This is a genomic window from Mesorhizobium sp. P2_D6, assembly GCF_056404315.1.
In genome coordinates this window covers 182,473-203,771 of sequence record NZ_JBFUEG010000009.1, presented here as the reverse complement: position 1 = coordinate 203,771, position 21,299 = coordinate 182,473, and the positions used below count along the sequence as shown (strand labels likewise).

The 21,299-nt window shown below is 63.4% G+C and carries 20 protein-coding genes; 9 read left to right on the top strand and 11 right to left on the bottom strand.

Translation table 11 applies throughout. From position 1 onward, the window contains the following. Positions 1-62: 62 nt before the first annotated feature. The 5 genes from AC1D1L_RS20760 to AC1D1L_RS20740 all read right to left on the bottom strand — a co-directional run bounded on the left by AC1D1L_RS20760 (position 63) and on the right by AC1D1L_RS20740 (position 4,219). Entirely contained in the window at positions 63-851 is a 789-nt protein-coding gene (locus tag AC1D1L_RS20760) for an ABC transporter substrate-binding protein (RefSeq protein ID WP_477343316.1), read from the bottom strand. A gap of 110 nt (positions 852-961) precedes the next feature. Then, the gene (locus AC1D1L_RS20755; protein ID WP_477343315.1) at positions 962-2,125 is read right to left on the bottom strand and encodes a saccharopine dehydrogenase family protein; all 1,164 of its coding nucleotides are present in this window, start codon (positions 2,123-2,125) and stop codon (positions 962-964) included. Next, a complete protein-coding gene (locus AC1D1L_RS20750) occupies positions 2,122-2,631 on the bottom strand; it encodes an Lrp/AsnC family transcriptional regulator (protein ID WP_477343314.1) in 510 nt (169 codons plus the stop codon). Before AC1D1L_RS20750 ends, AC1D1L_RS20755 begins: the two co-directional genes overlap by 4 nt. Positions 2,632-2,805: 174 nt before the next feature. Beyond that, positions 2,806-3,537, bottom strand: coding sequence for a 3-keto-5-aminohexanoate cleavage protein (locus tag AC1D1L_RS20745; RefSeq protein ID WP_477343313.1), 732 nt, complete (start codon positions 3,535-3,537; stop codon positions 2,806-2,808). 208 nt (positions 3,538-3,745) lie between these two features. Then, complete coding sequence (locus tag AC1D1L_RS20740) at positions 3,746-4,219, bottom strand: MarR family winged helix-turn-helix transcriptional regulator (RefSeq protein WP_352592170.1); 474 nt, start codon at positions 4,217-4,219, stop codon at positions 3,746-3,748. A 154-nt stretch (positions 4,220-4,373) separates the two neighbouring features. Here AC1D1L_RS20740 and AC1D1L_RS20735 point away from each other — a divergent pair, with 154 nt between their 5' ends. Next, positions 4,374-5,189 carry a p-hydroxycinnamoyl CoA hydratase/lyase gene (locus AC1D1L_RS20735; RefSeq protein WP_477343312.1) on the top strand — a complete coding sequence of 272 codons (816 nt, stop codon included), beginning with the start codon at positions 4,374-4,376 and terminating at the stop codon, positions 5,187-5,189. 27 nt (positions 5,190-5,216) lie between these two features. Beyond that, positions 5,217-6,719 carry an AMP-binding protein gene (locus AC1D1L_RS20730; RefSeq protein WP_477343311.1) on the top strand — a complete coding sequence of 501 codons (1,503 nt, stop codon included), beginning with the start codon at positions 5,217-5,219 and terminating at the stop codon, positions 6,717-6,719. A gap of 44 nt (positions 6,720-6,763) precedes the next feature. On the opposite strand, the gene AC1D1L_RS20725 is transcribed toward AC1D1L_RS20730, so the two are convergent. After that, entirely contained in the window at positions 6,764-7,426 is a 663-nt protein-coding gene (locus tag AC1D1L_RS20725) for a phytochelatin synthase family protein (RefSeq protein WP_477343310.1), read from the bottom strand. A 145-nt stretch (positions 7,427-7,571) separates the two neighbouring features. Between AC1D1L_RS20725 and AC1D1L_RS20720 the strand changes: the two genes are divergently transcribed. From AC1D1L_RS20720 to AC1D1L_RS20705, 4 genes are all read left to right on the top strand, one after another. Then, complete coding sequence (locus AC1D1L_RS20720) at positions 7,572-7,997, top strand: OsmC family protein (protein ID WP_352558103.1); 426 nt, start codon at positions 7,572-7,574, stop codon at positions 7,995-7,997. A gap of 13 nt (positions 7,998-8,010) precedes the next feature. Next, entirely contained in the window at positions 8,011-8,544 is a 534-nt protein-coding gene (locus AC1D1L_RS20715; protein ID WP_477343309.1) for a carboxymuconolactone decarboxylase family protein, read from the top strand. Between the two features lie 236 nt (positions 8,545-8,780). Further along, complete coding sequence (locus tag AC1D1L_RS20710; protein ID WP_477343308.1) at positions 8,781-9,524, top strand: 2OG-Fe(II) oxygenase; 744 nt, start codon at positions 8,781-8,783, stop codon at positions 9,522-9,524. 339 nt (positions 9,525-9,863) lie between these two features. Continuing rightward, the gene (locus AC1D1L_RS20705) at positions 9,864-11,486 is read left to right on the top strand and encodes an ABC-F family ATP-binding cassette domain-containing protein (RefSeq protein ID WP_477343307.1); all 1,623 of its coding nucleotides are present in this window, start codon (positions 9,864-9,866) and stop codon (positions 11,484-11,486) included. Between the two features lie 54 nt (positions 11,487-11,540). Here AC1D1L_RS20705 and AC1D1L_RS20700 read toward each other — a convergent pair whose 3' ends face one another. After that, positions 11,541-13,064: a winged helix-turn-helix domain-containing tetratricopeptide repeat protein gene (locus AC1D1L_RS20700; protein ID WP_477343306.1), complete on the bottom strand. Its 1,524-nt coding sequence runs from the start codon at positions 13,062-13,064 to the stop codon at positions 11,541-11,543. On the opposite strand from AC1D1L_RS20700, the gene AC1D1L_RS20695 reads away from it, so the two are divergent. Continuing rightward, a complete protein-coding gene (locus tag AC1D1L_RS20695; protein ID WP_477343386.1) occupies positions 13,034-13,399 on the top strand; it encodes a hypothetical protein in 366 nt (121 codons plus the stop codon). The two genes, AC1D1L_RS20700 and AC1D1L_RS20695, sit on opposite strands and share 31 nt — an antisense overlap. Before the next feature lie 117 nt (positions 13,400-13,516). Here AC1D1L_RS20695 and AC1D1L_RS20690 read toward each other — a convergent pair whose 3' ends face one another. Beyond that, positions 13,517-15,055, bottom strand: a complete 1,539-nt coding sequence (locus tag AC1D1L_RS20690) for a winged helix-turn-helix domain-containing tetratricopeptide repeat protein (protein WP_477343305.1) — start codon at positions 15,053-15,055, stop codon at positions 13,517-13,519. Positions 15,056-15,168: 113 nt separating this feature from the next. On the opposite strand from AC1D1L_RS20690, the gene AC1D1L_RS20685 reads away from it, so the two are divergent. Next, a complete protein-coding gene (locus AC1D1L_RS20685) occupies positions 15,169-15,372 on the top strand; it encodes a hypothetical protein (RefSeq protein WP_477343304.1) in 204 nt (67 codons plus the stop codon). 22 nt (positions 15,373-15,394) lie between these two features. On the opposite strand, the gene AC1D1L_RS20680 is transcribed toward AC1D1L_RS20685, so the two are convergent. Continuing rightward, complete coding sequence (locus AC1D1L_RS20680) at positions 15,395-16,528, bottom strand: alpha-hydroxy acid oxidase (protein WP_477343381.1); 1,134 nt, start codon at positions 16,526-16,528, stop codon at positions 15,395-15,397. 137 nt (positions 16,529-16,665) lie between these two features. Between AC1D1L_RS20680 and AC1D1L_RS20675 the strand changes: the two genes are divergently transcribed. Continuing rightward, positions 16,666-17,310 carry a TetR/AcrR family transcriptional regulator gene (locus AC1D1L_RS20675; protein WP_477343303.1) on the top strand — a complete coding sequence of 215 codons (645 nt, stop codon included), beginning with the start codon at positions 16,666-16,668 and terminating at the stop codon, positions 17,308-17,310. A 38-nt stretch (positions 17,311-17,348) separates the two neighbouring features. Here the strand turns inward: AC1D1L_RS20675 and AC1D1L_RS20670 are convergent, their stop codons facing one another. Together AC1D1L_RS20670 and AC1D1L_RS20665 are read right to left on the bottom strand one after the other, a co-directional pair. After that, positions 17,349-18,176 (bottom strand): class II aldolase/adducin family protein, encoded by an 828-nt coding sequence (locus tag AC1D1L_RS20670; RefSeq protein ID WP_477343301.1) that lies wholly within the window; start codon positions 18,174-18,176, stop codon positions 17,349-17,351. A 222-nt stretch (positions 18,177-18,398) separates the two neighbouring features. Next, the gene (locus AC1D1L_RS20665) at positions 18,399-21,002 is read right to left on the bottom strand and encodes a bifunctional diguanylate cyclase/phosphodiesterase (RefSeq protein ID WP_477343300.1); all 2,604 of its coding nucleotides are present in this window, start codon (positions 21,000-21,002) and stop codon (positions 18,399-18,401) included. Positions 21,003-21,299: the final 297 nt, after the last annotated feature.

The following is a 21,299-nucleotide window of genomic DNA, read 5'->3' as shown; positions in this document are numbered from 1 at the left end:
GTGTCAGGAACGGATAATTACTGCTCCCTACTGCCTACTCCCTACTGCCTAATTCCTATTCCTCAGTGATCCTTCTTCCAGGCGTCGGAATTGACCCAGTAGTCGAGGTTCTTCTGCAGGCGGCCGTCGATGCTGACCTGGTTGAGGAACAGGTTCATCCAGACCAGCAGGTCCGGCTCGTCATAGCGGGTGGCGAAGGCAAGCGGCTCCTTCGACAAGAGGTCCGGCATGATGGTGAAGGTGCCGGCGGGATAAGCGGTCGACTGACCCGTGACCGCCGAGACGTCGTTGACGCCGCAATCGGCCTGGCCGTTGTTGACGGCGTCGAGCAGCAGCGGACCGCCGCCCTTGTAGCTCTTGATGTCGGCATCCGGGAAGGCGTTCTTGGCTTCCTTTTCGCCGGTGGCGCCCAACAGCACGGCGATCTTGGTGCCCTTGGCCTTGCAGTCCTCGGTGGTCTTGAACTTGCTGTCGGCCTTGGTGAAGACGGTGCTGCCCGTGTACATGTAAGGCGTGGTGAAGGCGACCTTCATGCCGCGCGCCAGTGTCGGCGTCATGTCGGCGACCAGCAGGTCGGCTTTGCCCGACAGCAGCGCCGGGATCAGCCCGTCCCAGTCATAGTCGAGGAAGGTGACCTTCACGCCCATTTCCTTGGCCATCAGCTCGGCGAGTTCGACCGAACTGCCGGTGCGTTCGCCATTGGCGCCGACCAGCGAGAAGGGCGGTCCTTGCGTCTGCACCGCGACGCGCAATTCGCCGCGCTTGGTGATCTCGTCGAGCGTTCCGGCACTGGCAGCGGCGGTGAGACCCGCAAGCGCAAGTCCGGCGATGAAAAGCTTGGCAATCTTCATTTGGCATTCCTCCTTGTTGTATTGTTCCACTGCGTCGTTTGTTATTTTCACCCTTCGGGTGCTTTTTGAGCGGCAGCACCGTTGCCGGCGGCGCCACCGTTCGAAAATCCTCAGTCCCAGGCCACCGTCTCGGCAACCCTGATGCCGCGCCTGGCCAGTTCGTCGAAGAACGGTTCGTCCGGAACATGCTGCAGCGGGTTCAAAAGCCCGGGTGTGGTGATCTCGCGCCGCGCCAGCATCTGCACCACGATGCTGGCGGGATAGCCGACGCCGAGGCTCATGCCGAACAGGCCGGAGGCGAGGTCGCGTTCGATGATCAGGTCCGATGTCACCGTTTTGGCGCGATCGCCTTCGAGACCGGAAAAGACATTGCGCATCACGCAAAGGTCCTTCTCGTCGGCGCCGTACTGCAGTTGCGGGCCGAGCAGCCTGCCGAGAAATTCGCGTGGGCTGGCGCTTGTGCCAGGCACCTTGTCTTCGGAGAGGAAGCCGAGTTCCTTCAGCGGCGCCCAGAACGCCGACCAGCCGGGCCAGCGCAGCGTATAGCGGCCCGAGCGTTGCAGCCCTTTGGCGGCCTCCAGCATCTCGACATAGTGCAGCGCGTCGCCATTTGGAAAGGCCTCCAGCCGGCCGAGGCCGGCCACGTCGATCTCGTGGATGAAGCGGTTGTCGTGCTGTCGGCCGGCCGAGACTTCGACGCGCTTGCCGTCCTCGATCATCACGCTGTCGCGGTTCTGGCTGACCAGAACCATGTCGAAATTCCAGCTCACCTTGTAGCAGAGGGGCTTCGCCATCGCCTTCGGTTCGGGGATGCCGCCGCAATAGGAATCGATCGAGGAGATCGTAGAGAATTGCTTTGCGGCGCGCGCGTAAAGCACGAGGTCGATGCCGGGGTCGAGCCCGCATTCGGACATGATCGAAACGCCGGCCTTTTCTGCCTCCGGCGCCAGATCGGCAATCGCCTTGCCGTAATTGGTGGTGACCAGCGGCGTGCGCGTCGCGATCGCCGCCTGCACCGCCTCGCGCATCAACGGCTGCGGCAGGAGATCGATGACGCCGTCGACATCGGCCAGCACAGTGGCGAGTGCCGGACCGATCGCGCCTTCGGGCACGACGAAACGCACGCGAGAAAGGTCGGTCAGGCCGGCAAGCCGGGCAGGGCCATCAGCTGCTGTATCGACACAGACGATTTCCTCGACACCGGCGCTGGCGACGAGATCGGCGATGGCCGCGCGGCCCTGCAGGCCGAGACCGCCGAGAACTGCGATCTTCATACCGGCTCCTTGCGGGCCGGTGTTTCTTCCGACCAGCAGCCTTCGGGAAGGCTGACCCATTTGTTGCACGAGGCCATGACGACGAAGGTCTCGCTGCGCACCACTTCGCCGGGAATGCCGGCACCGGGGATCAACTCGCTGGTGATGCGGTAGAGGTCGGCGACATCGCCGGCGACAGTGACGTCGACAATGATGTCGAAGCGCCCGGTGACCACCGAGGCCGAGTTGACGAAAGGCAGTTCCGAGATTCGCTGCGCCAGTTCGCGGGCGCGGCCTCGGCCTTGCGCGTTGATGCCGACAATGGCCGAGATCAACTCCGGGCGCTCGGTCAGATTGAGCAGCCCGACGATCTTCAGCAAATTGCGGTCCAGCAGATTGCGCAGCCTTGAACGCACCGTCGGCACCGAGATCGCCATCGTCTCGGCGAGCCGGTTGATGCCGGGCTGGGCATCCTGCGACAACAGCTTGACCAGCCGTCGATCGGTTTGATCGAGATGCTCACGCAAGGGCTAGGCTTTCATAAAGGAGAAAAATGAGGGGCAATTTCTTCCAGATATGAAAACAACCTATGAGAAATTTCTAGTAACAGCAAGAGGGGGAGTTATCACTCGCTGTTTGCGCCGCTTCGCGAACGTGGCGATCACCTCACGAGGGTAGATCGCGGCGCACACTCCTAGCCGCTACGCCGATCGGCCGGCTCGGAAGATCGCCACCGCGGCCGCCACGAGTGCAGCATTGCCTGACGCCACGCTGCCGTCCGGCAATTCCTTGCCGTCCTCCAGCCCGACGCGGGTCGACAATTTCCGCGCCGCCGCCTTCTCGACGAACGGCCACACGGTCGCGTTCTCGCCATGCAACAGGATGGCGCGGCAGATGCCGGCGCGTTCGAGCACCTTTTCGATGCCATAGGCAACGGCAAACGCCTCGTCCAACGTCTGCTCGGAAATCTCGACCAGCACGCGCAGGACGCGTCCGCCATGGTCGAGGCCGACCAGCCGCTCGGCGTCGGCGACTGAAGCCAGACCGGCTTCGATGCCGATGCCACGCTGACGCAGGCTCTCCATGACAATGGGCGCCGCCGCCTCGCTGAGATTGACCGAGGCATAGTCCGGCAATTCGCGCCAGCCGGCGATGGCGACCAGCGTGCTGACATCGTCGTTCTCGATCCAGGCGCCGGTGGAGACGCCGATCAGCGTACCGGGGCAGGCGCGGCGCAGCGCCGCGATCGTCGGATCCATCGCTGCCGGCGAAAGGCTCTCTCGCTTGTCGGCTCCGCGCGCATGGACATGCAGCTCGGCCGCGCCGGCGGCAATCGAGGCAGCACCGTCGCGCGCCATGGCTTCGGCGTCGAGTGGGAGGGCAGGGTGGAAATCGGCGGCGCGGGCGCCATTGATGCAGGCCTGGACGATCATGATTTCGCGCTCTCTGTTGCGGATGGCGCGAGCCTAGCAAAGGGCAGGGCGGAGAGGGAACGGGCACGGTGAAGACTGCTGACAGGCGGATGCGACCCGCCCTGAATCAGACTGGCAGGATGCGCCGCTATCGCCTTGTTCGAAAGAGTCTTCAGCGAGATCGGTGGCGGCATGGCAAATGGCTAGTGACGAACGCTTGCCGAAGAACTTACTCTTCCTCGGTCCAGATCAGGCGCAGCAGGCGCAGCAGCGTTGCCCGTTCCTTTTTCGTCAGCTGCTGCAGGAACCGGTCCTCGTGCCGGCGCACCTGCCGGCGCCATGCCGGCATGGCCGCTTTGGCTGCCTTGGTCAAGGCGAGCACCTGTACGCGCTTGTCCCGCGCATGGTCGTCGCGTTCGACCAGGCCGCGTTCCTCGAGTTCGGCAAGCAGCGGCGCCATGTTCGCGCTCTTCATGCCGAGCAGGCGGCAGAGTTCGGCGGCACGAATGCCGGGCCTTTCGTCGATCAGCGCCAGCATGCCGTAAGTGACCGGCCGCAGCGCCGCGTCGGCCATCTCGACAGCGAAATCATTGAGCGCCAGAGCCGAAGCGCGCCGCAGATTGTAGCCAATCTGCGCGTCGAGCGTGTCTTCCGGCGCTATCCTGGCCTTGCGGGGTTTGCTGCGGATTGTGGCCTCGTCCATGCTGCAAGCGATCACCGCGATCAAGGCCCTTGTCAAGCAGAAAATACTATGCGACATAGCAATTATGAAAGCTATGTAGCATAGCGATTAATGCAAGGCAGGTTCGGAGCGCGGCTCTTCGCTTGCCATGCACGCAAGCAGGAGGAGAATTGCCATGACCGAAGAGACCGTGGCCTTCGACGTCGAGAACGGCATCGCCTGGGTGCGCTTCAACCGACCCGAAAAACGCAACTGCATGAACCCGGCGCTCAACCGGCGCATGATGGAAGTGCTGGATGGGCTGGAATACCGCGACGATGTCGGGGTGCTGGTACTGTCGGGCGAGGGCAGCGCCTGGTCGGCGGGCATGGACCTCAAGGAGTATTTTCGCGAGACCGAGGCCAAGGGACTAGGCGCCGTCCGCAAGGCTCAAGGCGAAGCCTATGGCTGGTGGCGGCGGTTGCGCTGGTACCGCAAGCCGACCATCGCCATGGTCAATGGCTGGTGCTTTGGCGGCGGCTATGGCCCGCTGTTTGCCTGCGACCTCGCCTTCGCCGCCGACGAAGCGCAGTTCGCGCTCTCGGAGATCAACTGGGGCATCCTGCCTGGCGGCGGCGCCACCAAGGTAGTGGTCGACCTGCTGTCGATGCGCGACGCCATGTATCATGCGCTGACCGGCGAACTGATCGACGGCAGGAAGGCGGCGGCCTGGAAGCTGGTCAATGAAAGCCTGCCATTGGAAAAGCTGAAGGCGCGCGTCACCGAGGTGGCGAATATTTTGCTGAAGAAAAATCCGGTCGCGCTTAAGGCGACCAAGGACGCCATCCGCCGCGTCGCCGAGATGACCTACGACAATGCCGAGGACTATCTGGTGCGCGCGCAGGAGGCCGCCAATTCCTACGACAATGACGGCCGCAAGGAAGGCATCCGCCAGTTCATCGACGAAAAAAGCTACAAGCCCGGCCTCGGCGCTTACGACAAGGCAAAGTGAGACATTCGACCGGGGAGGAGATGCGAGATGCCGGCCTGGACGACGCCCGATCCCGTGGCCTTGCATGCGGCAACGCAGCCCGAGCGCCTCGCTTGCGTCGACCTCGCTTCCGGGCGGCGCTGGACATACAGCAGGCTCGACGATTCCATCCAGCGTGCCGTCGCCGTGCTTGAGAGCGGCTACGGCGTCGAGCCGGGGCAGCGCATCGCCACCGTCGCCCGCAACAGCGCCGACCTCCTGATCCTGCAGCAGGCCTCCATGCGGCTCGGCGCCATCTTCGTGCCGGTCAACTGGCGCCTCGCTGAGGCCGAGCAACAAGCAATCCTCGCCGACTGCGATCCCGCACTGCTGCTGCACGATGCCGCGTTCGATACGGTGCTGCCCAAGAGATGCATGGCGATAGAGGTCGCTGATTTTGCGGCGGCGGTGGAAGCGCACGCGCCGGCGCCGCGCCGGCCCTTGCCTGCGGCCGACCGGCCATCGATCATCCTCTACACCTCGGGCACATCGGGCCGGCCGAAGGGGGTCATCATGACCGAGGCCAACGCCTTCGCCACCGCGGTCAATTTCAGCGTGCTCGGGCGGGTCGGAAGTTCAAGCGTCTTCCTCTGCGACGCGCCGATGTTCCATGTCATCGGCCTCATCACCAACCTGCGTCCGCCCTTGCTGCAAGGCGGCACCGTGCTGATCTCGCCCGGCTTCGAGGCCGGTCTCACCAACCGCCGCCTGGCCGATCCGGACCTCGGCGTCACCCACTATTTCTGCGTCCCGCAAATGGCCAAAATGCTGCGGGGAGACGCGGTGTTCTCGCCGGCAAACTGGACCACGCTGACCGCCATTTTTACCGGCGGTGCCCCCAATCCCGCCGCCGATATCCTTTGGTGGCTGGAGCAGGGCGTGCGCATGGTCGACGGCTTCGGCATGACCGAGGCCGGCACAGTGCTCGGCATGCCGCTCGAGGCCGGCCAGATCGCCCGCAAGGCAGGTTCCGCCGGCCTGCCGGGACCTTCGGTTTGCCTGCGCATCGTCGATGATGACGGCAACGACGCCGCCCCGGGCGAGGCCGGTGAGATCTGGCTCGGCGGCCCCAACATCACGCCCGGCTACTGGAACCGGCCGGCCGAGACGGCGCAGGCCTTCACATCCGATGGATGGTTCCGCACCGGCGACATTGCACGCCGGGATGCTGAGGGTTTCGTCACCCTGGTCGACCGCCGCAAGGACATGTTCATTTCCGGCGGCGAGAACGTCTATCCGGCCGAGGTCGAGATGGCGTTGCTCGATCATCCCGACATTGCCGAAGCGGCCGTCATCGGCATCGCCGATGAGCGCTGGGGCGAGGTCGGACGGGCTTTCGTTGTCGCAAAGCCCGGTCGCGCGCCCGACCTTTCGGCGCTGGCCGCCCACTGCGCGCACCGTATCGCCCGCTACAAGGTGCCGAAGGAATTCCTGCTCGCCGACGCGTTGCCGCGCACCGCCTCCGGCAAGATCCAGAAACACGTTTTGCGCGGCTGGCCGGCGCCGGGTTGAGGTAGCGAGTGCATCGTGGCTGCGAAACCGCTTAGGGGGCCCTGCTACTCGATCAGAAGCAACCCGCGCTTCTTGTCGCCATCGCTGTCGATTGTGTCCATGGCCGAGAACAGGCGTTCACGCTCGATCAGCCAAGGCTTGTAGCGCTCGTTGACGTCGAGAACGAAAACCAAGTCCTCGGCCGCCAGATAGCCGCCGATCGGTGAAAAATGACCACTGCCGGCGCCGAATATCGTCTCTCGGGTAAAGTTGATGATGTAGCGGCGACCGGGGTCGTTGGCGTGCTTCATGTGCTCGCGGAACTCGTCGGCGCTCAGATTCCGAAGCACGGAGACTTTGCGCCCGGTTTTCGCCTGAGCGACGTCGGCAAGCTCGTCCAGCGTCAGACCGACGATGTAAAAGCCGGTCCAGCACTTTCCGGTGCCCTCGAGGACTTCGGCCTCGCTTGTCTCCTCCTCGCCGATGGAGCGGAACGTGTTTGCGACACTGGCCGGACCGCACCGTGAGCTGTTCGTTTGCCAGTCAAGGCTGGCGTTGAAAGTGGCGGCCACTGGCAGCTTCCAGGCGCTGTCGATCAGCGCCGGGGTACGAATAACCGACGACTGGATGGCGTCTGGCGAGACTGGGGACGGACCGACAATCAAAAATGCGGCACCGCAGAGCAGGCCAACGCCGGCAATCACAGCCGAAATGAAACTGCGCTTCATTGCTGAACCTCGAAGCAGACGATTTTGTTCGTCGGTCGATGTTGCGATGTCGGCCTCGAGACTACCATATACCGGCATTGCGTGGCAGAGCTCGCCGCCGGGGCGGCTGCGCCTTGCATTTTGCCGGCCCCGAAAGGATAGTTGAATGGCAGAACTCAAGGTCAGGACCCGAGAAACCGGCGCGCTGGCCGTGATGCCGCCGGGCGGCTTGCCGGTCGTGACAACACCGACCGGCGGCAGCGTCGATGTGGTGACCGGGGTCAATGCCCAGGGCTTCAATCCGCTCGACCTGCTCTATGCCTCCGTCGCCGCCTGCATGGTGCTGAGCGCCCGCATCGCCGCCACGCGCCTTGGCGTCGCTGCCAACCTCGGCGAGGTCCGCGCCGATGTGAGGGGCGAGAAGGCAGAAGGCGATGTCTCCCGCGTCGGCCGGTTCATGATCGTGCTCGACGTCCAGGGCGATCTCGACGAAGCGACGAAAAGGCGGATTGTCGAGGACGCCGAAACGATCTGCACGGTGAGCAACACACTGCGCACGCCGCCCGAGCTTCACACCACGCTCGCCGGGTAACCAGGACCATCCCATGGCACGCATTTCCCCTGTTGATTACGACACGGCTTCGCTCGAAATCCGCGCCGAGCATGACAGGGAGCTCAGCCTGCGCGGCCGGATGACCAACATGAAGCGCATCCTGCTGCATTCGCCGGTGGCGCATCGCATCTATGCCGAATGGTTCACCTTGCGGGACCTGCTGCGGCCCGCGCTCGACGACCGCGCCATCTGGCTCTTGTCGCTGGCGATCTCGCAAGTCTGCCGTGCCGAGATTCCGGTCACCTTCTTCCGCCGCGCGCTGATCGATGGCGGCCTTGATCCGGAAGCGATCGAGCCGAGCAAGGATGAAGCGCTGCTGATCGCTTTCGGCAAGGCGGTCGCCGCCAACGCCAATGCGGTCCCGGACGACATCTGGGCGGCACTCAAGGCCCGCTACGCCGACACGCTGCTGGTCAATCTTGTCGCCTTCGCCGGCATCATGGTGGCGACCTGCGTGTTCACCAACGCGGTGCGGGTCGATCTTGATCCGGAGTTGGAGAGGTATCGCAAGCGGGGAAACCACTAATCTCCCCCCTCGTGGGGGAGATGTCCGGCAGGACAGAGGGGGGCGCTGTCCCGCCGGCCTATCAATCCATCACAGTGTGCCCGTCAGGCCTGGAACAGGCGAGGGTGGCGATCCTTCGCGCCCCCCTCTGGCCTGCCGGCCATCTCCCCCACAAGGGGGGAGATCAGCAGCTTCGCCACCTCCACAGGAATCGGGTGGTTGGCACCTCCACTTTGATCGTATCAAAGGAGGCATCCATGACCATCCATTCGATAACCGCCAAACGCGCAACCCGTTCGGCCGAAGCGCGTGTCGCCGCGCAGGACTGGGGCGCTCTTGTCTCGGAGCTGAACAGCTATGGCAGCGCCGTCATGCCGGCTCTGCTCTCACCCGAGGAATGCGCCGACATCGCAGCGCTCTATCCGCATGAGGAGCATTTCCGCAGCCATGTGGTGATGGCGCGTCACGGCTTCGGCAAGGGCGAGTACCGCTATTTTCGCTACCCGTTGCCGGATCTCATCGGCGGCCTGCGCACCGCGCTCTACCCCAGGCTGGCCGGCGTCGCCAACGACTGGAACAAGCGCATGGGTGTTGGCCAGCGCTATCCCGCCGACCACGCCGCTTTCCTTCAGCTTTGCCACGAAAACGGCCAGACGCGACCGACGCCGCTGCTCCTCCAATATGGTCCCGGCGACTTCAACTGCCTGCACCAGGACCTCTACGGTGACCTCGCTTTCCCGCTGCAGGTGGCGATCCTGCTGTCGCAACCCGGCGAGGATTTCACCGGTGGCGAATTCGTGCTCACCGAACAGCGCCCGCGCATGCAGAGCCGCGCCGAGGTGGTGCCGCTCAGGCGCGGCGACGCGGTGATCTTCGCCGTGCACAACCGGCCGGTGCAAGGCACCAAGGGCCACTACCGGGTCAACCTGAGGCACGGTGTCAGCCGCCTGCGTTCCGGACAGCGGCATACTGTGGGGATTATCTTCCACGACGCGAAGTAAAAGTGCGGCGCTGAGGCTGCCGATCTCCCCCCAAGTGGGGGAGATGCCCGGCAGGGCAGAGGGGGGCGCTGTCCCGCCAGCCTCTCTAGCCTCCAAGTGGTCAAAAGCGTCCGAATGTCAGCCGCCGCTCGATGCGGTTGCAATCAAACGTCGCGTTCCTTCGCGCCCCCCTCTGGCCTGCCGGCCATCTCCCCCACTTGGGGGGAGATCGGCTGTCACCGTCGCCATCGCCAATTTTCACTGTCGACGCTGCGGCGTTTGCGCTCTTCCCTCGTCGCCTTCATTCGGGTAAGCGCTCGGGCAATCCCGCACATCCCCTTTACCCTCCCGGACCGCCCCATGATCCGTCTCGAAAGTATCGGCAAGCAGAACGGCCGCCAGATCGTCTTCATCGAGGCCTCCGCCGCCTTGCAGAAGGGCGAGAAGGTCGGCCTCGTCGGGCCGAACGGCGCCGGCAAGACGACTTTGTTCCGCATGATCACCGGCCAGGAGCAGCCCGACGAGGGCCAGGTGCAGGTCGATCGCGGCGTCACCATCGGCTATTTCAGCCAGGATGTCGGCGACATGGCCGGCCATAGCGCGGTCGCCGAAGTGATGAACGGCGCCGGGCCGGTCAGCGATGTGGCGGCCGAAATGGCCGAACTCGAGGCGGCCATGGCCGACCCTGACCAGGCCGACCGGATGGACGAGATCATCGAACAATATGGCGAGGCGCAGCATCGCTTCGAGGAGCTCGACGGCTATGCGCTCGATGGCCGCGCCCGGGAAGTGCTCGACGGCCTCGGCTTTTCGCAGGAGATGATGGACGGCGATGTCGGAAAACTGTCCGGCGGCTGGAAGATGCGCGTGGCGCTCGCCCGCATCCTTCTGATGCGGCCCGACGTGATGCTGCTCGACGAGCCGTCGAACCATCTCGATCTTGAAAGCCTGATCTGGCTGGAGCAGTTTTTGAAGGGCTATGAGGGCGCGCTGCTGATGACCTCGCACGATCGCGAGTTCATGAACCGCATCGTCAACAAGGTGGTCGAGATCGACGCCGGTTCGCTCACCGCCTATTCCGGCAATTACGAATTCTACCAGCAGCAGCGGGCGATCGCCGACAAGCAGCAGCAGGCGCAGTTCGAGCGCCAGCAGGCGATGCTGGCCAAGGAGATCGCCTTCATCGAACGCTTCAAGGCGCGCGCGTCCCATGCCGCCCAGGTGCAGAGCCGGGTGAAGAAGCTCGACAAGATCGACCGCGTCGAGCCGCCCAAACGCCGCCAGATCGTCAATTTCGACTTCCAGCCGGCGCCGCGCTGCGGCGAAGACGTCGTAACGCTGAAGAACGTCCACAAAGGCTATGGCAGCCGCTCCATCTATGAGGGGCTCGACTTTCAGGTCCGCCGCCGCGAACGCTGGTGCATCATGGGCGTCAACGGCGCCGGCAAGTCGACACTGCTGAAGCTGGTCGCCGGCGCCTCCGACCCCGATGCCGGCACGGTGGCGCGGGGGCCGAGTGTGAAAATGGGCTATTTCGCCCAGCACGCCATGGAGGTGCTGGAAGGCGAGCGCACCGTGTTCCAGACGCTGGAGGACGCGTTTCCGCAGGCCGGACAGGCGCCGCTGCGGGCACTCGCCGGCTGCTTCGGCTTTTCCGGCGACGAGATCGAGAAGAAATGCCGCGTGCTGTCGGGCGGAGAGAAGGCACGGCTGGTGATGGCGCTGATGCTGTTTGATCCGCCCAATCTTCTGGTGCTGGACGAGCCGACCAACCATCTCGACATCGCCACCAAAGAGATGCTGATCACGGCGCTGTCGCAGTATGAAGGCACCATGCTGTTCGTCTCGCACGACCGCCATTTCCTGGCCGCACTCTCCAACCGCGTGCTGGAACTGACGCCAGAAGGCATCCACACCTATGGCGGCGGCTATACCGAATATGTCGAGCGGACAGGGCAGGAAGCGCCGGGGTTGCGGGGGTAACCCCGCCCGGCAGACGGACGCCTCGGCTCTCGTCCAAAGCGAAGACCGCACCGCCTAGGGCTTCTCCTCATACGCAGCAAGTGCTTTGGCGACGCCGGCAACGAGATGTTCAACATCACTTGCATGTTCATACGCAGTCCCGGTTTGCGCAAACTGCATCGGCGAAAAGTCAGGCGCCATCCGCTTGACCTCTGCCATGATGCGCTGAGCTTCCTTCAGTTCGCCGAGTTGCGCGTGGCACCCCGCCAGCCTTGTCAGTCGCCAGGGCGACTTCGATGGGACCTTGGACATGCTGACAAGCGCGGCCTTGTAGTCTCCAGCCGAGTACAGCGCGATGGCGCGATCATAGTGGTACCAATCAGGATGGATCGGGTTGATCCGTATCGCACTGTCAAGCGCCGCGAGTGCTTCAAGAGGCCTGCCTCTCATCGACAGCAAGAACCCCATTTGCGCAATCGTATCGGCGTCATAGGGATTGAGGTCGAGCGCGCGCTGAAGGTGATGTTCGGCCGCGTCGAACTGACGGGCAGAGATTAAAGCCTGGGCGAGCACGCGATGGCAGCGCGGCTCTTCCGGCGCCAGGGTCACCGCACACTCCGCGCGCTCGATCAGTGAACCAAGCAATGCCGGGGACGCCTCGGCATAGCCACCGATAATGAGATCGGCGAGCGCGATGTAGGAATGCGCCAGGGCATAGGTCGGGTCCTTTTCGACCGCAGCCTGGAAAAGATCGCGCGCAGCCTTGTTGTCTTCATCACCATAACCGCGCAGCCGGGCCAGTCCACGCAGGAGAAGCTCGTATGCGGCCAGGCTGTCGGGAGGCTTCGGGGTTGCTTGCTTGATACCTGCGTCGTCGAGCCGAGCGACCAGCCGGTTCACCACACGGCAGGCGATTTCTTCCTGCATGTCGAAGATCTGGCCGCCGGACGCAGAAAAAGTATCGCTCCAGAGAACTCCACCCGTCGAAGCGGTCATGAGACTGACGGTGACCCGCATGCCGTCGGCACGAGTCGTCGCCCTGCCGCGGACCAGATAGGTTGCGCCTAGGCTGTCGCCAATCGCACGCCAATCGGAAGCGGAATCCGAGGCAAAGGCAAATCCGGAATTGCGTGCCAGCACGTCGACCCTTCCGAAGCGAGCCAACGCATTGACAATGTCCTCGGCGAAACCGTCGATCAAAGGGGTGTCTTCCGGCGTACCTTCGTTGCTGAAACGCAGTACCGCAACGCTCGGGTGTCCGGAGCGCTCTTGCTTTGGCGCCTCGAGAAGAGACAGCACGTAGCCGCGTTTGGCGACCGTACGGATGATGGTTTGGCTTTCGTCCTGCAGCGCCTTTCGCAACTCCCTGACCGCTTGCGTCAGTGAGTCCTCGGTCACAAAAACGTCTGGCCACACCGCCGACATCAGTTCAGACTTGGTCGCGACACGCCCGACATTCCTGCTGAGATAGGTCAACAGGTCAAACGCCTTGGAGCGCAGAGCGACAGGTTTCCCGTCGCACAACAGTAGCCCGCGGGCAAGATCAAGCTCGCAACTGCCAAGTGCCAGTGGTACGTTCCCTGGGTTTTCTCGCGACATTGAATGCCGATCTGACCAGCTCGACCAAACGCTGCCTGATTGGGGTCCCAATCGGCGCGGACGTCAAGGGATCAGGAGAATTTGATCCGCTTTCACCTTGGCTGGAAGCCATCCGCCTCTCCATGGCGATGATCTCGAGCATTTCGAACATTGTTCCAGGCATGGGCGCGCACGGGGAGGCAGCCATGACGGTGGATGCATATTCCAGCAGTTCCTGCCGGGCGGCTTGGCGCGTGCTCTCATTCACGGACATGTTCGACCTCCTCCAGTTTGTTCAGGAGAACAATGAAGCCAAGGAACGGGCGCGTACCGGAAGATTTCTGAAATTCTGCTGAATCTTTATCTTTCTGTCGATCCATGCGGACCGGCAGGAAGCGCCGTGGTTGGGATTTAAGGCTGCGGTCGCAATAGATGCGCTGCCACCACTGGTGCGGACCGCGCCGCCGCCTCCATCAGTCGAGTCCGGCGACGCGCAGCCCCTCGATATAGCGCGCCCGATCCTTTTCGTGGACGATGGGATGGTATCTCTCGACCCAGTCCACGGACACGGTTGGATGCAGGCGTCGCGTCTGCGACAGAGCATGGGCGGCGGTGGCGCGGTCGCCCGCCATGCCGGCCGAAGCGGCGTATGTGCGCCAAGCCGTCCCGAAATTCTGCCGGAGATCCACCGCCCGCCGCTCGAATTCGGCGGCCTCGTCGTAACGCCCGGCCATGAAATGGCAGAGCCCGGCGACGGAGAGGCTGCCGGCCTGCGTGAAATCGCGCGGGCTCAGCCGATCGGCCAGTGCGACATGGTGCAGGCCGTCTTCGGGCATGCCGGCATACGCATAGGTCGACCCAAGAATCATATGCGCATAGGCGAGGCTCGGATTGAGGGTGATCGCCTCGGACAAGGCCTTCACGGCCGGGTCGAAGCGGCGCGAGGCCATATGCACGAAGCCGGTGGCGAAGTGCGTCCACGGATCTTCCGGGTCGCTGCGGATAGCCCGTTGCGCCATGTCGTGGGCAGCGGGCAGGGCGGCTTCCGAATCGGCCAGTCCAAGCATCGACTTTGCGGCGAGACCCCAGGCAATCAGGCAGTTGGCGCGCGGATAGTCTGGGTCGATGTCGATGGCTTTTTTGAGCAGCCGCTCGGCGATCTCGAAATCCGGCAGCGACGCCCAGGTCCAGACATAGGGCATCGCCTTCATCACAAACCCCCAGGCGTCGAGGTTGCCGGGCGACCGGCTCTGGAAACGCTCCTGCTCGGCGACGTACAGCCTGGGCTCGATAGCGCCAATCACGCTTTGGGCGATCTCATCCTGCAGCGCGAAGAAGTCGGCGATCTCGGCATCATAACGCTCGGCCCAGATCTGGCGCCCGGCGTCGGCATCGCTCAGCCTGGCGTTGATGCGCAGGCGCTGCCCTGAGCGGCGAACGCTTCCGTCGAGCACATAGCGCACGCCGAGCTCACGCCCGATCTGCTTCACGTCGACCGCCTTGCCGCCATAGGTGAACGATGAGTTGCGGGCCGAGACGAACAGCCAGCGCAGCCGCGCCAGGCGGGTGATGATATCCTCGGCGAGGCCGTCGCCGAAATATTGCTGCTCAGCGTCGTCACTGAGATTGGCGAAGGGCAGCACGGCGATGGACGGGCCGGCCTCGGCAGTATCGGGTGCGGCGGCGGCCGCGTCGAGGCAATCCACCGCGCCGCCGAAGCGGTAGCCGATCCGGGGGATGGTCGCGATCCACTCGGCATCGTCGGCCCCCGATCCAAGCAGCTTCCGCAGTGACGCGATCTGGACCGAGAGGTTGCTTTCCTCGACCGCCGCTTGCGGCCACGCCGCGTCCATCAGCTCGGCCTTGGAGAGCACCTCGCCCGGCCGCTCCACCAGCGCTGCCAGCAGCAGCACGCCGCGATAGCCGACGGGAACAGGCAGGCCCTGCCGGAGCAGCGTTCCCGCCTCCGGGTTGAGCTCGAACTGGCCGAAGGCAAAACGCTTCCCCACCATGATGCAAACTAGCATCTTTTCGGAGCTTTTCGGAAGTATTCGGGCATGTGCCCGCGACCGAGCCGGGCGCCCGGCTCATCCTGTCACCACGTTTTGAGACAGGAGAGCTGAAAATGTCCGCAATTGCTTTCGACCGTACCGGGTTTGAGACTCAGACCAGCCAGCCGGCCCCGGTGAGCAGACCGCGCCCACGCGAAGAAGAATTCCGCGCCGCTCTCGACCGCTACATGTCCGATTACATCGCCTGCCGGACGCGCTGTGCCCAGGCAACAGAGGCGCCCCACGGCATGGCTGGCAAGCAGACGCACGAGGCGTAGGCCGCCATCCAACCGGGCTGGGCTAGTTCAGCACCCGCTCGTCGACTTCGTCGATGCTTCTTGTGCCTGTCAGTGCCATTGTGACGGACAGTTCCTTGCGAAGGATCTCAATGGCAGTCGCCACACCGGCCTCTCCACCGGCACCAAGGCCATAGATATAGGCTCGCCCGACCAGGCAGCCTCTGGCGCCAAGGGCGAGCGCGCGCATCACATCCTGGCCGGACCGAACGCCGCCGTCGAACAGCACTTCGGTTTGCGAGCCCACCGCTTCAACGATTTTCGGCAGCTTGGAGATCGTTGATGGCGCACCATCCAGCTGCCGGCCGCCATGATTGGACACTACGATCGCGGTTGCGCCGACCTTGCTGGCGGTGCGCGCATCGTCCGCGTCGAGAATACCCTTGATGATCAGCTTGCCTGGCCAGATGCTCCTGATCCACTCGACGTCATTCCAGTTGAGCGTGGGGTCGAACTGATGCGACACCCAGTCCGCGAGTTCCTTGACGCCTTGCTCGCCTTTCACATGGCCGGCGAGATTGCCGAACGTCCAGCGCTTGGCATTGAGCATCCGCCAGGCCCAGGCGGGCTTGCTCGCCATGTCGAGAAGATTTCGCACTTTCAACGCCGGCGGAACCGACAGCCCATTCCTGACGTCGGCGTGGCGCTGTCCCAGCACCTGCAGATCGACGGTCAGCACCAGCGCGCTGCAGCGAGCAGCGAGCGCCCGCTCGATGAGCGAGCGCACGAACCCACGGTCCTTCATCACATAGAGTTGGAACCAGAACGGCTTCTCGACCGCTTCGGCAACGTCCTCGATCGAGCAGATCGCCATCGTGCCGAGCGTGTAGGGGACACCGGCGGCATGTGCGGCGCGGCAAGCGAGAATCTCCCCATCGGCCCACTGCATCCCGCCAATGCCGATCGGCGCCAGCGCGATCGGCAGCGCGGCCTTCTCGCCGAGGATCTTCGTTGCCGTGTCGCGTTGTGATACGTCGACCAGCACGCGCTGGCGGAACGTTATGCGCTCCAGATCGGCACTGTTGGCGCGCAGCGTCTGTCCGGAATAGGCGCCGGCCTCGACATAGTCAAAAAAGGCTCGGGGAACGCGGCGGCGAGCCGCCTGCCGCAGGTCCTCGATGCAGGTCATGGTCTTCAGCGGCAACGGGGCCGGTTGCGCCTTGGCCCGGTCGCGAAACCCAGCGGCCTCATCGGTTTGTCCAAGATCATGTATTGCGGTGGTCACCCTGTCCATCGTCGCCTCCCAATGAATATTAGGAATTGCTGGTCCATTGAATGTCGCGACCGCGCGGATGTAAACTCACTAGCGAGTATACATTCATCGGCCTCAGCCCCGTGCCCAGATCGTCCGACCACACCAGGCCAGTGATATTGCAGGCGGCGTACAAGCTCTTTCGCCGCCGGGGATTCTTTCGCGTCGGCATGGATGAGATCGCAAGCGCCGCCGGCGTCACCAAGAAGACGCTCTACTATCACTTCGACAGCAAGGACGCGTTGCTGACCGCGGTGCTTGCCTCACAGCATGAACGGGCTTTCGCCGAGTTCCAGACCTACGGCATCGACCTGTCAGGTGGTCCGGAGAAACTGGTCGACAAGCTCTTCGGTGGACTGGCAACATGGTCGGCCAAGCCACGCTGGGCGGGGTCGGGGTTCACCCGGCTGGCAATCGAGCTTGCCGATCTCTCGGGGCATCCCGCACGCTCGATGGCGCGCCAGCACAAAGCTTTGATGGAACAGCATCTGGCAACCCTTCTCGCCGAAGCGAAGGTGGCATCGCCGGGTGAGCGGGCACGCGAATTGCTCCTGCTTGTCGAGGGTGCGATGGTCATGATCCTGATCCACGGCGACCGAAACTATTGCACCGCTGCGGCCGCCGCAGCCAAAAGGCTGATCGTGAATGGACCCGACGTTGCGGGCTGACGATCATGCCTTCGTTGGCCAGGTGCGGGCACGCGAACCTATCCAAGTAGATCAGGCTGTTGCCTGAGGATGCGGTCATGCAGCGGTTGGCATTGAAACCAGCCGGCCTGCGCCGTCCCGTTCACGGCGCGGGTGGCGCGGGCGTTTTCCGGGTCTACCTGGAGCGGCGTGCCCACGCTCTCGGCGAGGAACTGCGCCTGGCAGCAGCGTTCCATCGAGATGAACCACCAGACCGCCTCGTCGACGGTCTGGCCAACCGTGAGCAGACCGTGATTGCGCAGGATCGCCGCCTTGTGGCCGCCGAGGCTCTCGGCGATCCGCGCTGCCTCGCTGGCCTCCGTGACCAGCACCCGCGTGTCGTCGAAGAAGACGTGATCCTCATAGAAGGCGCAGGCGTCCTGCGTGATCGGGTCGAGCAACCGGCCGACCGCCGACCACGCCTTGCCATAGATCGAATGGGCGTGCGCGGCCGCCACCACATCCGGCCGCGCGGCATGGATCTGATGATGGATGGCGAACGCGGCGACATTGACCGGCATCGTGCCCTCGACCACATCGCCGGCGCCGTCGACGCGGATAAGATCCGCGACGGTGACATGCGCGAAATGCATGCCGAACGGATTGACCCAGAACGTGTCGGTGAATTCCGGATCGCGGGCCGTAATATGTCCGGCGACGCCTTCACTGAACCCCAGCGCCGCGAAGATGCGGAAACCCGCGGCAAGCCGTTCCTTTCGATATTGCCGCTCCTGCCCGAAATTCTCAAAGCGCGGCGGCCCGCGCCGCTTGAAAAGCGGCTCGTAGGCTGCCTGCTTGCTGATGGCCAGATCCTTTTCGGTGTCTCGAATCGACGTAACGGCGTCCATGGCGCTCTCCCTGTTTCTGCACCGTCGGCATGACGGCTGGCCACAGAGTGGGGGCGCTTCGAGCCAGCGTCTCAAAACCCGTACGAATTGTTCCGAATTCTTCCGAACAGGTGCGAAACAATTCCACGGGGATGACGGCATCGGGCCGAGGGGGCGGGGCTGCGCAGCTCAGTCATTTCAGGAAGACGGGGTCTCGTCCGCAATTGCGTCAAGCAGGGTTTGTCAGCTCGCCGCCAGCCATTTGCGGGACTGGGCGAACGCCTTGAAGGCTTTTGCGTCCATCGGGTAGCCGAACAGGAAGCCTTGCAGGATATCGCAGCCAAGCTCCTTCAGGATCTGGGCGTGCTCCATCGTCTCGACGCCCTCGGCGATCACTTCGATACCGAGCGACTTGCCGATGTCGATGATGGACGACACCAGCTGCCGCTGCGCGGTTGAGCTGGTGATGGGTGTGACCAGCTGGCGATCGATCTTGAGCCGACGCGGCCGCAACTTCAGGAGCGAGACGATCGAGGCATGTCCGGTGCCGAAATCGTCGATCTCGATGTCGATACCGAGCCCCTTTATGTGCTCGATGTTCCAGGTGACCAGTTCGTCGTTTTCGTCGAGGAAAATGGACTCCACCAGTTCGAACGACACGGTCCCTTTCTTGATGGCAAGCTTGCGCAAACCCTTGATCAGGTCCTTGTCCTCCAGGCGCCTGGCGGAGACGTTGACCGACACGCGCGGGATGTTGAGGTGGCTACGCGACCAGCGCTCGAAATCATCAAGCGCCTGCGTCAGGACAGTGCGGTCGATAAGCGCCACGACATTGAGTTCTTCAGCCACCTTGATGTAGGCGTCGGGGGTCAGCATGCCGCGTTGCGGATGGTCCCAACGCGACAGCGCCTCGACGCCGACGATCTCCAGCGTCCTGGCGTCGAACTGCGGCTGGTAGTAGACGACGAATTCGTTCCGCTCGAGTCCGCCCAGAATCTCGTCGGCGGTCTGCTTGGTCCGAACGATCTCGCTCTGCAGCTCTTCGTTGAAAAACTCGTAGCGGTTGCGGCCACGGCCTTTCGCCCTGTACAGCGCGAGATCGGTGTTGACGAGCAGCTGTTTGGCATCGACGCCGCTGTTGGCTGCAATGCCGATGCTTACGCCGAACCGGCACTGGTGACCCAGATAGTCGACCGGCTGGCGCATGGCGTCGATGATGTGGTCGGCAAGCGCGGCGAGATCCTTGTCGTCGCGTCCATGGCTCAGCACGACAAACTCGTCGCCGCCGATGCGCGCAACGAAATCGGCACCACCGACGCTGGCCTTGATGACTTTCGAAGCATGCACCAGCAATGCATCGCCCGCTGCGTGGCCGAGCGTGTCGTTGATCTGTTTGAAGCGGTCAAGGTCGAGATGCAGCAATGCAGCGCGGCCCTCGGCCTCGTGGTTTTCGGCAAGCATCTCGTCCAGATACCGACGGTTGGGCAGGCCGGTCAGCGAATCGTGCAGCGCGACATGCTCGATGCGGGCCTTGGCCATACTCAGTTCGGCATTCTTCGATTCTGAAAGGCCACGTTCGCGCACGAGATTCTCGTTGAGCAGCACATCCCAGGTCACGTCCCACTCAGCGCCGATCATTTTTGATCCGCCGTTGATGTCCTGGAAGAAACTGGCGCGCGTGCGGACATGGCGAATGCTGCCGTCCGGTCGCAGTATCCGATACTGCGAAGAGTAGGGGCCGTGTGTCGCGGCAGCCGAATCGAAGTCCGCTTTCGCCCGCTCGAAGTCTTCAGGATGGATCGCCAGCGCCCAGTCGTCATAGCCGCGGGTCTTTCCGTCGGCGGGCTTGCCATAGATTTCGTTGATGCGGTCGTCCCATACGAGCTCGTTGCTGGCGAGGTCGTGCTCCCACACGCCTATCCCCGAGGCCTCCAATGCCAGTTCCAGACGCCTGGACAGGCGCCTCAATTCGGCGTCATTTTTCTGTCGTTCACCGAAAAGACGTCCGGCCACGAGGATCGGCAGCACCACCAGCGCGCCGGCGAGCCCCATGAGCGTCCACAGCAGCCACTCATTTTTCGGAGCGGTCGGCCAGCCGCCCCTCGGTATGGCCGAAATCTGCCAGGAGCCTGAAGGCAGTTGCACCTCCGCCGTCACCGGATTGCCGGCCACGACATTGTCGCCGCCGAAGAAGAGTTCGCCACCACCCCCCAGCGCATCCTTGCCGATGAGCGCCACTTCGATATCCAGGTCAGGGTCGGTCAGTCCGCTCGCGCTGTAGAGCCGATCGATATCGATCACGGCCGAGACAATTCCCCAAAAACGGTCACCGCCACCCGCCGTCGGCACGAAGACAGGGATACGGCCGATGAAGCCACGTCCGCCTTGCGCCAATTTGACCGGCCCGGCGAGCACCAGCGCGCGATGGTCGCGGGCCCGAAGCGCAGCCATCCGTTGCGCCTCGGTCTTGCGGTAGTCCAGCCCGATGGCTTTCTCATTGCCTTCCAGCGGGTATATCAGCGTGATGACGAGATCGGGCGCGCCGGCAATATCGCGCAGTTGCGATTTCTGCTCAAACAAATTGCGGGCGAGCGCAGCAAATCTCTGCTGGCCCATATAGGGCTCGGTAACGATCGCCGAAACGAGGCCCTGAACCAGCTGGAGATTGCCGGTAATGTTGCCTTCGAGCTTGGCGCGTATGATGTTGACCTTGGCCAGGACGTCAGCGCGCGCCAACTGATCGGAGACCTCTCTGTTCCTCTGGTCGGCAACCAGGCCACAGACGAGAAGCACAACAAAGGCGATCGCCGCCGGCAAGTTGGCGGAAGAAAAAATGGCCCGTTTCACCCGGCCGGGATTGAACCTCGCTCCTGCCAATTCGATTTGGATACCTTTCCAGTACAGTAGTCCGTCCGTCGACCATAGTAGCTAAAGTTTAAATTTGAACTTCAAGGCGACCCTGAGAATAAACGTTGAGATCTTGGTTGTCAGCATGGGTGCGAAAGCTGAGTGCCCTGCGACAAGACAAGATCCAGAGCGGTTCGCTGAACAATGAATTGCGCAAGCGGCATCGGGTGGCGGCACGGAATCTTCGCATCCTAAATCGAAAAAAGCCGACCGATCTTGCAGCGCAGGGCCGGTCAG